General features: G+C 69.7%; 11 protein-coding genes. 4 read left to right on the top strand and 7 right to left on the bottom strand.

Features of this window, described 5'->3' with window-relative positions; all coding sequences use genetic code 11:
* The first annotated feature begins 204 nt into the window (after positions 1–204).
* Positions 205–3,495 (top strand): hypothetical protein, encoded by a 3,291-nt coding sequence (locus G6G98_RS17155; RefSeq protein WP_243842094.1) that lies wholly within the window; start codon positions 205–207, stop codon positions 3,493–3,495.
* An 84-nt stretch (positions 3,496–3,579) separates the two neighbouring features.
* Here the strand turns inward: G6G98_RS17155 and G6G98_RS11135 are convergent, their stop codons facing one another.
* Together G6G98_RS11135 and G6G98_RS11130 are read right to left on the bottom strand one after the other, a co-directional pair.
* Positions 3,580–4,467, bottom strand: coding sequence for a potassium channel family protein (locus G6G98_RS11135; RefSeq protein WP_243842093.1), 888 nt, complete (start codon positions 4,465–4,467; stop codon positions 3,580–3,582).
* A 325-nt stretch (positions 4,468–4,792) separates the two neighbouring features.
* A complete protein-coding gene (locus G6G98_RS11130) occupies positions 4,793–5,890 on the bottom strand; it encodes a hypothetical protein (RefSeq protein WP_164234538.1) in 1,098 nt (365 codons plus the stop codon).
* A gap of 511 nt (positions 5,891–6,401) precedes the next feature.
* Here G6G98_RS11130 and dnaB point away from each other — a divergent pair.
* Complete coding sequence (dnaB, locus tag G6G98_RS11125) at positions 6,402–7,778, top strand: replicative DNA helicase (protein ID WP_067348387.1); 1,377 nt, start codon at positions 6,402–6,404, stop codon at positions 7,776–7,778.
* Positions 7,779–7,894: 116 nt separating this feature from the next.
* On the opposite strand, the gene G6G98_RS11120 is transcribed toward dnaB, so the two are convergent.
* From G6G98_RS11120 to G6G98_RS11110, 3 genes are all read right to left on the bottom strand, one after another.
* A complete protein-coding gene (locus G6G98_RS11120) occupies positions 7,895–8,293 on the bottom strand; it encodes a hypothetical protein (RefSeq protein ID WP_164234539.1) in 399 nt (132 codons plus the stop codon).
* The gene (locus tag G6G98_RS11115; RefSeq protein WP_067348508.1) at positions 8,290–9,153 is read right to left on the bottom strand and encodes an RNA polymerase sigma-70 factor; all 864 of its coding nucleotides are present in this window, start codon (positions 9,151–9,153) and stop codon (positions 8,290–8,292) included. Before G6G98_RS11115 ends, G6G98_RS11120 begins: the two co-directional genes overlap by 4 nt.
* A 197-nt stretch (positions 9,154–9,350) precedes the next feature.
* Entirely contained in the window at positions 9,351–9,947 is a 597-nt protein-coding gene (locus G6G98_RS11110) for a hypothetical protein (RefSeq protein ID WP_164234540.1), read from the bottom strand.
* A gap of 172 nt (positions 9,948–10,119) precedes the next feature.
* On the opposite strand from G6G98_RS11110, the gene G6G98_RS11105 reads away from it, so the two are divergent.
* On the top strand, positions 10,120–10,875 hold the full coding sequence (locus G6G98_RS11105) for an SDR family oxidoreductase (RefSeq protein ID WP_067348377.1): 756 nt from the start codon (positions 10,120–10,122) through the stop codon (positions 10,873–10,875).
* Between the two features lie 368 nt (positions 10,876–11,243).
* Here the strand turns inward: G6G98_RS11105 and G6G98_RS11100 are convergent, their stop codons facing one another.
* Positions 11,244–12,617 (bottom strand): maltokinase N-terminal cap-like domain-containing protein, encoded by a 1,374-nt coding sequence (locus tag G6G98_RS11100; protein WP_164234541.1) that lies wholly within the window; start codon positions 12,615–12,617, stop codon positions 11,244–11,246.
* A 48-nt stretch (positions 12,618–12,665) separates the two neighbouring features.
* Positions 12,666–13,451 carry a DNA/RNA non-specific endonuclease gene (locus tag G6G98_RS11095; protein ID WP_067348372.1) on the bottom strand — a complete coding sequence of 262 codons (786 nt, stop codon included), beginning with the start codon at positions 13,449–13,451 and terminating at the stop codon, positions 12,666–12,668.
* A gap of 138 nt (positions 13,452–13,589) precedes the next feature.
* On the opposite strand from G6G98_RS11095, the gene G6G98_RS11090 reads away from it, so the two are divergent.
* Positions 13,590–14,156 (top strand): dihydrofolate reductase family protein, encoded by a 567-nt coding sequence (locus G6G98_RS11090; protein WP_164234542.1) that lies wholly within the window; start codon positions 13,590–13,592, stop codon positions 14,154–14,156.

Here is a 14,156-nt window from a genome sequence, read left to right as displayed (position 1 = left end):
ATCGATGTTCTTCCTGGTGTTCCTGCTCTTCCGGGGGTGGGTGACACGATCGGTGAGGTTGCTGACGGTGTTGGCAGCCTGATCGATGTTCTTCCTGGTGTTCCTGCTCTTCCGTCGCTGCCGGGTCTTCCCGGTGGCGAGCTCCCGGGCCTCCCGGGAGTACCGTCCCTGCCCGGCCTGCCGGGTCTGCCTGGCATCCCTGGTGTGATCGGTGACGTCGTCGACTCTGTCGGTGACGCTGCGGGTCAGCTCCCGGTGGTGGGTGGTCCTGCTGGTGAAGTCGTCGACACGGTCGGCGACCTCGTGGGTGGGCTTCCTGGCGGCGAGCCTGGTGACCCGGGTCTTCCGGGGCTTCCCGGTCTCCCGGGCCTGCCGAACCTTGGTGGTGTCGTCGGTGGAATCGTCGACTCTGTCGGTGGTCTCGTCGGCGGCCTTCCCGGTCTGCCGGGTCTGCCGGGTGTTCCGGGTCTTCCGGACCCGAGCATCCCGGGTCTTCCGGGTCTGCCCGAGCTGGGCGGAGTGATCGGTGGTGTCGTCGACACCATCGGCGGTCTGCTCCCCGGTCTGCCGTCGCTGCCGGGTCTTCCCGGTGGTGAGCCTGGCGTTCCGGGTCTGCCGTCCCTTCCGGGGCTGGGTGATGTCACTGACATCGTCGGTGGTCTGGTCCCTGCCCTTCCCTCGCTGCCGGGTCTTCCCGGTGGTGAGCCTGGCGACCCGGGTCTTCCGGGCCTGCCGGGTCTGGGTGATGTCACCGATCTGATCGGTGGTCTGGTCCCTGCCCTTCCCTCGCTCCCGGGTCTTCCCGGTGGCGAGCTCCCGGGTCTTCCCGGGGTTCCTGACCTGGGTGGTCTGGTGGGTGATGTTGTCGACACGGTCGGTGGCATCCTGCCGGGTCTCCCGGGTGTTCCGTCTCTGCCGGGTCTGGGTGATGTCACCGATGTGATCGGTGGTCTGATCCCGGGTCTTCCGTCGCTGCCGGGTCTCCCGGGTGGCGAGCCTGGTGAGCCCGGGCTGCCGGGTCTGCCTGGCATCCCTGGTGTGATCGGTGATGTTGTCGACTCTGTCGGTGACGCTGCGGGTCAGCTCCCGGTGGTGGGCGGTCCTGCGGGCGAGGTTGTCGACACGGTCGGCGACGTGGTCGGCGGGCTTCCGGGTGGCGAGGTTCCGGGTCTCCCGGGTGTTCCTTCGCTTCCGGGTGTTCCGTCCCTGCCGGGTCTGGGTGATGTCACTGACATCGTCGGTGGTCTGATTCCGGGTCTTCCGTCGCTGCCGGGTCTTCCCGGTGGCGAGCTCCCGGGTCTCCCGGGAGTGCCGTCCCTGCCCGGCCTGCCGGGTCTCCCGGGTCTCGGTGTGATCGGTGATGTCGTCGACTCTGTCGGTGACGCTGCGGGTCAGCTCCCGGTCGTGGGTGGTCCTGCGGGCGAGGTCGTCGACACGGTCGGTGACCTGGTCGGCGGTCTTCCTGGCGGCGAGGTCCCGGGTCTCCCGGGTGTTCCTTCGCTTCCGGGTGTTCCGTCTCTGCCGGGTCTGGGTGATGTCACCGATGTGATCGGTGGTCTGGTCCCGGGTCTTCCGTCGCTGCCGGGTCTTCCCGGTGGCGAGCTCCCGGGTCTCCCGGGAGTGCCGTCTCTGCCCGGTCTGCCGGGTCTGGGTGTGATCGGTGATGTTGTCGACTCTGTCGGTGACACTGCGGGTCAGCTCCCGGTGGTGGGTGGTCCCGCTGCTGAGGTCGTCGACACGGTCGGTGACCTGGTCGGCGGTCTTCCTGGCGGCGAGCCTGGTGACCCGGGTCTGCCGGGCCTGCCCGGTGTCCCGTCTCTGCCGGGTCTGGGTGACGTCACCGACATCGTCGGTGGTCTGATCCCTGCCCTTCCCTCGCTCCCGGGTCTCCCGGGTGGCGAGCCTGGTGAGCCCGGCCTGCCGGGTCTGCCGGGAGCACCTGACCTGGGTGGTCTGGTGGGGGGTGTCGTCGACGCTGTCGGCGGCATCCTCCCCGGACTCCCGGGCCTTCCTGGCGGCGAGCCTGGCGACCCGGGTCTGCCGGGTCTCGGCTCGATCGGTGATGTCGTCGACTCTGTCGGTGACGCTGCGGGTCAGCTCCCGGTCGTGGGTGGTCCTGCGGGTGATGTCGTCGACACCGTCGGTGACGTGGTCGGCGGGCTTCCTGGTGGCGAGGTTCCGGGTCTCCCGGGTGTTCCTTCTCTGCCGGGTCTGGGTGATGTCACCGATCTGATCGGTGGTCTGATCCCTGCCCTTCCGTCGCTCCCGGGTCTTCCTGGCGGCGAGCTTCCGGGTCTCCCGGGAGCACCTGACCTGGGCGGTCTGGTGGGGGGTGTCGTCGACGCTGTCGGCGGCATCCTCCCCGGACTCCCGGGCCTTCCTGGCGGCGAGCCTGGCGACCCGGGCCTCCCGGGTCTTCCCGGCCTGCCGGGTCTGGGTGATGTCACTGACCTCGTCGGTGGTCTGATCCCGGGTCTTCCCCAGCTGCCGGGCCTGCCCGGCGGCGAGCCCGGTGTCCCGGGCACTGTCGATGAGATTCTCGACCTGATCGGTGGAATCGCGGGAGGGCTGCCTGTGGTCGGTGGCCCGCTCAGCGGCCTCATCGGGACGATCGGTGACCTCGTCGGCGCAGTTCCGGGCGGCGAGCCTGGCGTCCCCGGCCTTCCGGGTCTGCCGGGCGTTCCGAACCTGGGCGGTCTGGTGGGGGGTGTCGTCGACTCTGTCGGCGGCATCCTCCCCGGCCTCCCGGGCCTTCCGGGTGGTGAGCCCGGAGTCCCCAGCATTCCGGGCCTGCCCGGCAGCGAGCCGGGCGTTCCTGGTCTTCCGGGTACGCCCGACGTGGGTGGTCTGGTGGGGGGTGTCGTCGACGCTGTCGGCGGCATCCTCCCCGGCCTCCCGGGCTCCGAGCCGGGCACGCCGACGCTTCCGGGCGTGGGCGACCTGAGCGGTGTCGCAAGCGACGCCCTCTCCGCCCTGCAGGAGGCTGCGGGTGACGTCGGCGACACCGCAGGTCAGCTCCCCCTCGTGGGCGGACTGGCCGGCGGCGTCGTCGACACTGTGGGCGGCGTGATCCAGCAGGTCACGGCGCTCGTGGAGTCCGCACTGGCGGTCGTCGATGACCTCATCGACACGGCCGTCCCGGGTACTCCGGGTACTCCGGGGACCCCTGGTACGCCGGGTACGCCGGGTACGCCGGGTACACCGGGTACACCGGGCACTCCGGGTACCCCCGGTACCCCCGGTACCCCGGGCACTCCGGGTACCCCGGGCACTCCGGGTACCCCGGGCGCCCCCGGCACGCCGGGAAACAACGCCGGCGGGGCGGACAACCCCGCTTCGAACGGGGCGGCGGCTGCCGCTCTCTCTGGATCCGGAACCTCGACGACGACCGCAGCGCTCGCTGCGACCGGCGGTGAGGCTCCGTTCATCGGAGGGGTGGCGCTGATCCTCATCCTCGGAGCGATTCTGTTCGTCGGATTCCGTCGGCGGGTGTGAACGAAGAGGCCGATGGCTTCGGGCGAAGCGATTCGCCCGGGCCAGCGGCCTTCTTCGCGCCCTCGGAGTGATCGAAGCGGATGCTCAGATCTCCGCAGACTCCGGACGCGAGCCCAGCAGGGCCTTGATCTCCGCGAGTTCGGTACGCAGCAGATCCACCTGCTCGGCCGTCGCCGCCTCTGTCGCCGTCGTCTGATCGGCGACCTTCTCCACGATCCACGATGCGAGGGTCGCGGTCACCGCGCCGATGAGAGCGATGCCGCCGAGCATCAGTCCCGCTGCCACGCATCGACCGACGATCGTGACGGGAGTGAAGTCTCCGTATCCGACGGTCGTCATTGTGACGAAGGCCCACCAGAGGGCTTCGCCGAAGGTGTCGATCGTTCCCTGGCCTTCTTCGGCATCCAGAACGGCTAAAGCTGAGACCAGCAGGATCAGTCCGGCTGCGCCCAGGGTATAGATCACCACGCGGCCGCGAAGGACGTTGCCCGCACCTCGCTGCACCAGCGCGAGCACGGTCAGGAACCTCATGAGCCGCAACGGTCGGAGCATGGGCAGCGCGACGATCGCCAGGTCGAGGAGATGGCTTGAGAACCATCGCATCCTGTTCTCAGCGATCGCCAGCCTTACGGCGTAGTCGACGGCGAACAGGCTCCAGCTGACCCAGATGCCCGCCTCCGCGACCGCCCCTACGAGTCCAGACGGTCGGGCAATGATCTGTGTTGCGTATGCCACGAGGAACAGAAGCGCGGCGATGAGGAGAGGCCACTCGGTGGCGGCGGACCATCTGGCCAGTCTCGATCCGTACATGTGTCCATACATGCGGCCACAGTAGTGGCGTAGCCGCGCGACGATCGCGAGCGTTCGGAGCGCGCATCGCAGACAGGAAGGGAGGATGCCCCGAGGTGAGGGAACCTCGGGGCATCCTCTGCGCTGGTGCAAGGGCGCCGAACACGAGCTGAGGGGGCTCATGGGGACCATCGGCTTTCCACATGCAGCGCACCGGCAGTGCAGAATCTCCTCCCCCGAGGATTCCCGACTGCCGGAGTCTGAGTCACGTCGTCAAGACGTGGAGACCCGTTCAGATCAGGACGGAGGAGTCGTCGAAGGCGCGGCGGGCGCAGAGGCCCTGCCGGTCACGACGTGAAGATCCCTGCGATGCGCGACCGGTCGCGTGAAGACGCGTGTGAAGGCGCATGGATGCTCCTGACTGAAGAGGTGTCTGGATGCGTGCGCTCAGCCTCGAGGGCGGCGCACAGAAGCATCTGTCGTCTCAGAGGGACGACACGACACCCGATCAGTCAGGAGAGACGTCGGTTTCGGCCACCGGCGACGAGGGCAGCGCCTCGTCCGGTGCGCCGGCGTTCCGCGACCAGGTGCGGAACGGGGGAACGCTGTCGTCGCCGAGGCGAGCGTGAGCGTTCGAAGGGCCTCCGCTGGGACCAGCGAAGGAAGAAGAAGAGGATGCCGGCGCGCCAGGCGGCGCGGTGGCGGGGTCACCCGCGGGTTGCGGGGCGCCGATCGAGCGGTCGGAGGTTCCGACTGCGGCGTCGCCGGCAGAACCGGCACCGGAGCGGCCGGAGAACACCGTGGAGAGGCTGTCAGACGCTGCAGGGCCGCCTGCGGCATCCGGGGTCGTCGCCGGCGCACCGGGGACGCCGGGCTCACCGGAGCCGCCGTCCACGGGAGAGCCGGGCGTGCCGGTGCCAGGGGTGCCCGTGCCCGGCGTCCCGGTGCCCGGAGTGCCCGTACCAGGTGTGCCGGGAGTGCCGGGGCCCGTACCGGGGGTCGTCGGCTCGAGGGAGTCGACGATCGGCGGGATCGTCTCGTCGACGACTCCGCCGACGAGGTCGGTGGTGTCGTCCACGATCCCCACGACGTCGTCCACGACATCGATGACACCGCTGTCGTCGACCACGTCGCCGACGATGGGCAGGCCGGTCACGGCATCCAGGATCGGCGTCGTGATGCCCGAGACGGGCGAGTCCTGGAGCAGATCGGTGACCGGCGCGGTGACGGACTTCACGGTCGACGTGACCGTCTTCACGATCGGCGTCGTGACCGGTCCGACCACCGGCACCTCAGCGACGGTCTGCGTCACGGTCTTGACGACGGCGGGAGCGGCCTGCTGCACCGGCTGCACGACGTTCGTGACGACCGGGGCGACCACCTGCGAGACGACAGGGGCGACCACCTGTGAGACGACGGGGTCGGTCACGTTCGAGACGGTGGTGCTGACGAGGGACGTGAGTCCACCCAGCGGGCTGCGGGGTTCCTCGTCGGCGTGTGCTGCGCCTCCGCCCGTGAGCACCGTGAATCCGGCCCATGCGAGCGCGACGAGGCCTCCGACGATCACGGTCGTGGGGAGACCGCGTCGAGTGGCTCGAGAGTCCACGTCAGCCTCCCCCCTCTGAAAGGTCAACGCATGGCCGTGCGACATGCACCGCTGCGCCGACATTACCGGTGGTCGTGACGCGTGTCCAGTCGTTTCTCAGCCGTCGATCTCGCGGTGACGCGCCCGACCGGGAGTCCGGCTTGACTTTCCCCAGGTTCTGCACATGTCCCCCTGGTGCGGGCAACCTTCAATCCCCACTTGAAGTCGAATCCTGTGCACAGGGTGGGGAAACAAGGAATGGCAGGTCAAGACGCTAAAAAGTGGCGCGATTCGGTGATGTCCACCGAGTTATCCACATGAGTTGTGCACAGACACTCCGAGTTTGTCCGCACGGTTTCCACACAGTTATCCACAGGCCCTGTTGCGCCCTCCCCACCCCCTGAATACCGTGGTCGAGCGGCCGAATGTCGGGGGGTCCTGGTTCGCTGTGCACGTGACCTGAAGGTCACGGAGTGCGGCACCCTCTCGGGCGGCGCACACCAAGCAAGCTCGTCGCGTCGAAGGGAACACTGTGTCGATCGCCGACATCTCGGAGGAGCGCCTCGGGGGGCAGCAGCGCAAGCCGGAGCGCACTCCGCCTCATGACCTGCTCGCCGAGCAGAGCGCGCTGGGTGGCATGCTGCTGTCGAAGGATGCGGTCGCCGACGTGATCGAGACGCTCAAGGGCGCCGACTTCTACATCCCCAAGCACGAGCTCATCTACGAGGCGATCCTCTCCCTGTACTCCCACGGCGAGCCGACGGACGTCGTCGCGGTCACCGACGAGCTCATCAAGACGGGTGAGCTCAGCAGGGCGGGCGGCGCCGATTACCTCCACACCCTGACCTCGATCGTTCCGACCGCTGCGAACGCCGGCTATTACGCCGGCATCGTCTCTGAGCGGGCCATCCTCCGCCGGCTCGTCGACGCGGGCACGCGCATCGTGCAGCTCGGCTACGACGGCCAGGGCGACGCGACCGACATCGTGAACAACGCCCAGGCGGAGATCTACTCCGTCACGGGCTCCGAGACCGCGGAGGACTACGTCCCCCTGACGGTCGCGGTGGATGCCGCGGTCGAGGAGATCGAGGCCGCGAACGGCCGAGACGGCTCGATGACCGGCATCCCGACCGGCTTCAGAGAGCTGGACGAGCTCACCAACGGCCTCCACGGCGGCCAGATGATCGTCGTCGCCGCCCGCCCCGCCATGGGAAAGTCGACGCTCGCGCTCGACTTCGCGCGCGCGGCATCCATCGGCCACGACTACCCCTCGATCTTCTTCTCCCTCGAGATGGGCAAGAGCGAGATCGCCATGCGTCTGCTCAGCGCCGAGGGTGCGATTCCGCTGCAGAACATGCGCAAGGGAACCCTCGACCCGCGCGACTGGACGACGGTCGCGGCGACCCGCGGGCGCATCAACGACGCCCCGCTGTACATCGACGACAGCCCGAACATGACGCTCGTCGAGATCCGCGCCAAGTGCCGTCGCCTCAAGCAGCGGGCGGGTCTGAAGATGGTCATCATCGACTACCTCCAGCTGATGACCTCCGGAAAGCGCGTCGAGTCGCGTCAGCAGGAGGTCTCGGAGTTCTCCCGAAGCCTCAAGCTCATCGCGAAGGAGCTGCAGGTCCCGGTCATCGCGCTGTCGCAGCTGAACCGTGGTCCCGAGCAGCGCCAGGACAAGAAGCCCGCGATCAGCGACCTGCGCGAGTCGGGATCGATCGAGCAGGATGCCGACATGGTGATCCTGCTGCACCGCGACTCGGTGTACGACAAGGACGTGCGCCCCGGCGAGGCCGACCTCATCGTCGCCAAGCACCGTAACGGCCCGACCGCGACGATCACCGTCGCCTTCCAGGGCCACTACTCGCGGTTCGCGGACATGGCGCCGGGTGGCGACTTCAACTGATCGGCCCTTCTGCCCGATACCTGCACTGGTTTTGCGAATCCCGATCGATTCCGTCACAAGATCCTGACTTGTGATGGATTCTGCCCCTCAGGGGTCCGGGACGACGGGCAGCGTGACTACCGGCTCCAATGACGGAGCTTGTCCGGAGCGCATACGACCCACACGTGCGACAGTGATTCCACGCGCGTCTGGGCGGTCACGGCGGCGACGACCCGGCCGTCGCGGATGAGCACGATTCCCGGCCCGCCGTTGATCGACGCCATCGACACCGACGTCGCCGAGGTCATGAGTCCGAGCAGGCTCGCGGCCACCGCATCCCGGCCCGTGATCGACTCCGCAGCGTCATGCTCCCACCTGCCGCTGTCGACGATGAGGGCCACCCCACGGTGCAGCTCAGCCCGGACGCCGTCGCCGTTGCCGGCAGCCAGCGCGGCCGCGAGCCGTTCCACGTTCTCCCCGTCGACGGCACCGCGTCTCCCGCGCAGCCACGCCGGCCGGCGTGGCGGCACGGTCATGCGCCGCCCGCGATCACGTGGCCGAGCTTCTGCGGGCTCATCATCCACAGGAGCTGCTCGATGCCTTTCGCGGAGGCCGTCACGGCGAGGACCGTCGTGATCGTCCCCTCCTGCCGGAGGGCGACGGCGGGCTGGCCGTTGACCTCGACCCAGTCGGTCGTCTTGCCGGCCCAGAAATGACTCGCGAACGCCGCGACGAAGCTCGCCACTCGTGTGCGACCGATCACGGGGATCCGCGCGGCGAGCTTCACCCCGTTCCCGTCGGAGTAGCTGACGACGTCGTCGGCGAACAGGCGTTCGAGCTCGATCGCGTCCCCCTTCCGCGCGGCCGCCAGGAACGCCTCGAGGAGACGCCGCTGGTGCCCGGGTGTGACCGCTGACCGCGCGGGCGACGCAAGGTGCGCGCGGGCGCGACTGACCAGCTGCCGCGCGTTGACGACGCTCGACGAGATGACTTCGGCGATGCGGGGATAGGGGTAGTCGAACGCCTCGCGGAGGATGTAGGCGGCCCGCTCGGTGGGCGTGAGCTTCTCGAGCGTGAGGAGGATCGCGAACTGGAGGGCCTCGCCACGCTCGGCGCCGAGCGCCGGATCGTCGTCGGTGTTCACGGGCTCTGGCAGCCACGGGCCGATGTACGTCTCGCGCTGGGCGCGCGCCGACTGCAGCACGTTGATCGACAGCCGCGTCGCGATCGTGGCGAGGAACGCCGCGGGCTCCTGGACGTCGGCGCGATCGGCGTTCTGCCAGCGGATCCACGTCTCCTGCACGATGTCCTCGGCGTCGGCGACCGTGCCCAGCATCCGGTAGGCGATTCCGAAGAGGCGCCGCCGCTGCCCGTCGAACACGGCGACAGCGGTCATGAGGCCGTCCTCCGGAGATCCCGTGTCGTCCCTCGCCTGCACCTTCACACTCTCCACCGCCTCCGGGCGCCCCGGCAACTGCATCCACTCTCTCCGTCCTCATGGTGCACCATCCGTGCGAAGCACCTGCCCACTCTGGAGCATCCGTCGAAAGGGATGACCGGGAAGCGCGGCGATCTGTGACAGCGCGGCTCGCCTCACCGGGAGGTCGCCAGCCGGATCCGCCGCCGTTCGTAGATCAGCGTCGCGCTCAGCAGTCCCGCCCCCACCGTCGTCCCGGTGAACTGCGCGCCCAGGGCGGGCGCCCCGGCTGCAGTCAGCAGGGCGAGCGCCACGAGTGCGCCGCCCAGCACGGCGTTCACCGCCGCGACCATGCTGGCCATCGTGAAGAGGAACGATGAGCGCGAGTAGCGGATGCCGAGTTCGCCCGTGTGCGGATCGTCCAGCGCGATCAGGGCAGGCGCCCGGGGGTCCAGGGTGACGAAGTACTCGCGGATGCGCTCCATGCGGCGGCGGACGGTGATGTTCTCGACGGTCGTGTCGACCAGTCGCACCACGGTGAACCACCCCAGCATGAAGATCGCGGGCAGCACAGTGAATGTCAGAGCCGAGAGCAGCGCAGGTGCTTCGGCGGCGAAGCCCACGGCGACGAGGCCGCTCGACAGCGTCGAGAGGTAGATCAGCGACCGCGTGCTCGCCTCGCTGATCGTGGCGGTCGCGACCGCCTGCAGCACCGTGAGCTCGGTGCCGAGTGCGCCGTTCAGCGCGGATGCCGTCGCGGGGGTGTCTGCCATCGTCGTCTCCTCTTTCCGCCGTACGGCGCGGCTCGCGCCGTACAAGCAGTGACCGGGACGGTTCCCGAACTGTGACGGGAGATCCCTGTGAGCCGCTGTCACATCCGTGACCCCTCGACGGTCAGAGATCGTGAGGCGCCGCAGCGGCGTCCGTCACAGGAAAGGCTCGAACATGGCAAAGATCGTCGTCATCGGAGGAACCGGCCTCATCGGCTCGAAGGTCGTCGCGAAGCTCACAGAGCAGGGTCACGAGGCCGTCGCCGCAGCCCCCAACACGGGGGTGAATGCGCTCACCGGCGAAGGGCTGGCCGAGGCTCTGGTCGGCGCCGACACGGTCGTGGACGTGTCGAACTCGCCCTCGTTCGCACCCGACGATGTCATGCAGTTCTTCACGACGTCGACGCGGAACCTGCTGGCGGCCGAGGAGGCGGCGGGCGTGACGAAGCACGTCGCCCTGACCATCGTCGGCACGAACCGGCCGCAGAACATCCCGTACTTCGCCGCGAAGGTGGCGCAGGAGCGGCTGATCCGCGAGTCCGGGATCGCCTACACCCTCGTGCACGCCACCCAGTTCTTCGAGTTCGTGGGAAGCATCGCCGACATCTCGACGGAAGGCGACACGGTCACCCTCCCCGGCGCGCTCATCCAGCCCATCGCCGCGGAGGATGTGGCGACCGCGGTGGCACGCGCGGCGGCCGGCGAGGCCCGCGGTGACATCGAGATCGCCGGACCGGAGGCGTTCGGCATGGACGAGTTCGCGCGCCGCGCACTCGCCTTCCGCGGCGACCACCGCACCGTCGTGCGCGACGACAGCGCGCCGTACTACGGAGCGCAGATCGAAGAGCGCACGCTGATCCCCGTCGACGGCGCCCGCATCTTCGACACCACGCTCGAGGAGTGGCTGCCACTGAACCCGCCGCGCGTCTGACGACCTCCGCACCGTTCGCGCCCGTGAACGGTGCGGAGTGCGGTTGCATGAGCGCATGACCGTGATCCGAGTGCGCAGACCCTCGGCGACGGGCGCACCGTCGCCTGCGGCGTGACCGCGCCGGAGGGAGGATGCATCTTCGGCGAGGTGTCGGCCGAGACGCTGACGACCGAGGCCGGCGCGTACATCATCGACGGCGGCTGCCTGCCCGCGCAGTGACGGGCATTCCGACGGTGGTCAGCGTCGGAAGGACTCCGCGACCCGCGGGACGCGCAGACCGGTCGCGAACTCCGGATGCCGAGGCGCGACGTCGAGCATCTCGCACCCCATCGCCTCGAGGCAGATGACACAGCGTGCCGCGGTGCCGCTCAGCGCGACACCAGCCGGCGGATCGCGGTGAGCGGTATCGCGATCCAGTCGGGCCGGTTGCGGGACTCGTAGATCGCCTCGTACACGGCCTTGTCGAGCTCGAGCGCGTCCAGGAGGGGCCGGTGCGCGCTGAGATACACACCGGATGCCGCGGCGTAGCCCTCGAGGAACGCCAGCCGCGCCGCGCGTGCCCACTCCAGTGCGGGCTCGGGCTCCTGGTCGGGGTGCTCGATCATGAGGGACCCCGCGATGTAGTCGAAGGAGCGGAGGAGCCCCGCGACGTCGCGGAGGGCGAGGTCGGGCCGCACCCGCTCGGCCATCGGCCGCATCGGCTCGCCCTCGAAGTCGAGGAGCACCCAGCCGCGCTCGGGGGTGAGGATCGCCTGTCCGAGGTGGTAGTCGCCGTGCACGCGCTGCAGGCCGGGCCAGTCGGTCAGCGTGGCGCGCTCGTAGACCGCCTCGATCGCCTCCCGGGCCTCGGCGAGCTCCGGCACCTCGGCGATCGCGATGTCGAGGCGCCGGCGCCAGCTCGCGCTGATGAGGTCGTGATCCTCCGCGGTGCCGGCGCCGGTGCCGAAGAGCTCGGCGAGCGACACGTGCACGCCGGCCGTGGCGACCCCGAGCTCGCGGGCCGCCTCCGTGAAGTCGACGCCCTCGGTGGCTGCGCGCAGCGCGACGCGGCGGGCGTCCTCCACCCCCGGCAGGAACTCCTGGGCGAAGGCGAGCGAGCCCTCGAGGGGGAGAGTGCCGCCGGCGGGATCCGGCCAGGTGCCCGAGACCGAGCCGATCGCCCGCGGGACGAACGGCGACCCCGCGCCGGCCAGGGCGGTCTGCAGCTCGATGTCGGGGTTCAGCCCCGGGTGCAGCTGGCGGAACACCTTGCAGATCAGAGGCGGCGCCCCGGCGGCGCGGTAGATGATCGAGGTGTTCGACTGCTCGCCGCTGAGCACCTCGGCGACGTACGGCGTCGCATCGGGAACGGATGCCGACGGGACGCCGACCGCCCGCGCACCCTCGCCGGCGCCCTCGCCGCCGCGCGTCACGAGACGCGGCAGGGCCTCGGTGTACGCCGGGTCGAACGCCCCGTCGACGAGGCTCACGCCCGCGCGCAGACTGCCGATGATGTGCTCCGCTCCGACGTCGACGCTCGACGTCGGGCGCTCGACGACGGGCACCTGGTAGAGCGCGGTCGGCTTCGCGCTGTCGTCCGCGACGAGAAGGGTCTGCACGCGCACCGATGGCGCGCCGTCGTCGACGAACGGGTCGGGCAGATGCCACGACGCCACGATCCGCAGCGACGGCGTCCGGTCCTTCGCCGAGCACCACCGCTGCCGCGGCATCCAGGCCGTGAGAAGTGCCGCGGTGCTGTTCATGTCTGGATCGTAGGGTCTGCGGGGCTTCCAAGGCGAGTTCTGCGACGCTCAGAGCACGATGTCGTCCGGCGCGCGCAGCTCGAGCCACTCGCCGGGTCGCAGCGCGCGGCCGGCCAGCACGTCGGCATCCGTCAGCATCCCGAGGTCGACGCCGGTGAGGGCGGCGATCTCGGCGACCGGCACCTGGAAGGTGCGGAACCCGCCGAGCGGCGGTGCCGCGAGCAGCCCGTCGGCGGTGTCGACGAGCTCGGACTGGTCGAGGAGGAACCCCGCGGCGGCGAGTCCGTCGGGTCCGTGCCAGGTGGCGACCTTCCAGAACCGCAGCGGGATCCGGATGCCGCGATAGGGCGGGTCGTCGTCGCCGAGCACCGGGGCGGTGAACACCGAAAGCCGCTGATCGGTGGACTCGGCGTAGGCGAGGACGTGGTCCTCGAGCCCGAGCCAGAGCTCCTTCGACTGGTTGAAGCCGGCCGCCTGCGGCGCGGCGTTCGTGTAGAAGAAGGTCGCTGCCATCGCCTCGCGGGCCTCGGCCGTCGTGCCCCAGCCCGGGTCACGGCGGCGCACGAGGTGCCCGCGATCCAGGTCGTTGCGGGCGTACACCTCGGGGCCGGTCTGCTCCTCCGCGGCGACCCGGGGGTCGAGTCGCCAATCGCCGGCGCGCGGCAGGTCCAGCATCCGCGCCCCGTCGATGTTCACCGCGGTGACCGCCGCGAGGCGGCGCGCCGGATCGAGCAGCACGGAGAACCGAGGGTAGTCCAGCGTCCGCACCACCTGCGTCGGCCGGGGGAGCGGCAGTCGCGTCGGGAGGAAGTCGAGGTCGTAGCCGTCCGCCATGCGTCCATGGTGCCGGATGCCGCCGACATGACCGCATCCGATGGGGGTTCCGCCGCTCCGGACTCGCGCCTAGACTCCTTGCGCGAGGCGACCGATCGACGATGAAGCCCCCGCACCGCGGCGGGCGAAGGAGGCGGCATGCAGACCTTGACGATCGACTTCATCTGCTCCCTCGACGGCTACGGCGCGGCTGTCGGCTGGCCCGGCTGGTGGGGGATGGAGAGCCCGGAGTACCTCGACTGGCTCGAGAACTCGCCCGACAAGGACGACCCGCTGCTGATGGGGGCGACCACCTACCGGGTGATGTCGGAGCTGACCGCCGGCGGCGAACCCGGCACCGACGTGCTGAACGGCCTCACGAAGTACGTGTTCTCCTCCTCGCTGGAGGAGCCGCTGACCTGGGAGAACTCGATCCTCGTGCGGGAGGATGCCGTCGAGTACGTGCGCCGGCTGAAGGAGGAGTCCGACCGCCCGCTGCGCACGATCGGCAGCATCGCCCTATGCCGGTCGCTCGTGATGGCGGGACTCGTGGACCGCTACCGCGTCGGGGTGTTCCCAGTGATCACCGGAGCGACGGGGACGGAGCGCATCTTCGACGGCTATCCCGACGTGAAGCTCGACCTCGTCGAGGCGCGCACCTTCGACATGAGCATCCAGCTGCTGGAGTACGTGCCGACGGTGCTCGACGGACCGCCGGGCGTCTGA

This window comes from Microbacterium hydrocarbonoxydans (assembly GCF_011752045.1).
Lineage (GTDB): Bacteria > Actinomycetota > Actinomycetes > Actinomycetales > Microbacteriaceae > Microbacterium.
The sequence above is the reverse complement of the archived record's forward strand: the minus strand, read 5'-3'. Positions and strand labels throughout refer to the sequence as shown.

Excerpts from the sequence above, each read along its gene's own strand:
- G6G98_RS11090 (WP_164234542.1), top strand. The coding sequence starts at position 13,590 with ATGCAGACCTTGACGATCGACTTCATCTGCTCCCTCGACGGCTACGGC.
- G6G98_RS11095 (WP_067348372.1), bottom strand. The coding sequence starts at position 13,451 with ATGGCGGACGGCTACGACCTCGACTTCCTCCCGACGCGACTGCCGCTC.
- G6G98_RS11100 (WP_164234541.1), bottom strand. The coding sequence starts at position 12,617 with ATGAACAGCACCGCGGCACTTCTCACGGCCTGGATGCCGCGGCAGCGG.
- G6G98_RS11120 (WP_164234539.1), bottom strand. The coding sequence starts at position 8,293 with ATGACCGTGCCGCCACGCCGGCCGGCGTGGCTGCGCGGGAGACGCGGT.
- G6G98_RS11115 (WP_067348508.1), bottom strand. The coding sequence starts at position 9,153 with ATGACCGCTGTCGCCGTGTTCGACGGGCAGCGGCGGCGCCTCTTCGGA.
- G6G98_RS11110 (WP_164234540.1), bottom strand. The coding sequence starts at position 9,947 with ATGGCAGACACCCCCGCGACGGCATCCGCGCTGAACGGCGCACTCGGC.
- G6G98_RS11135 (WP_243842093.1), bottom strand. The coding sequence starts at position 4,467 with ATGAGCCCCCTCAGCTCGTGTTCGGCGCCCTTGCACCAGCGCAGAGGA.
- G6G98_RS11105 (WP_067348377.1), top strand. The coding sequence starts at position 10,120 with ATGGCAAAGATCGTCGTCATCGGAGGAACCGGCCTCATCGGCTCGAAG.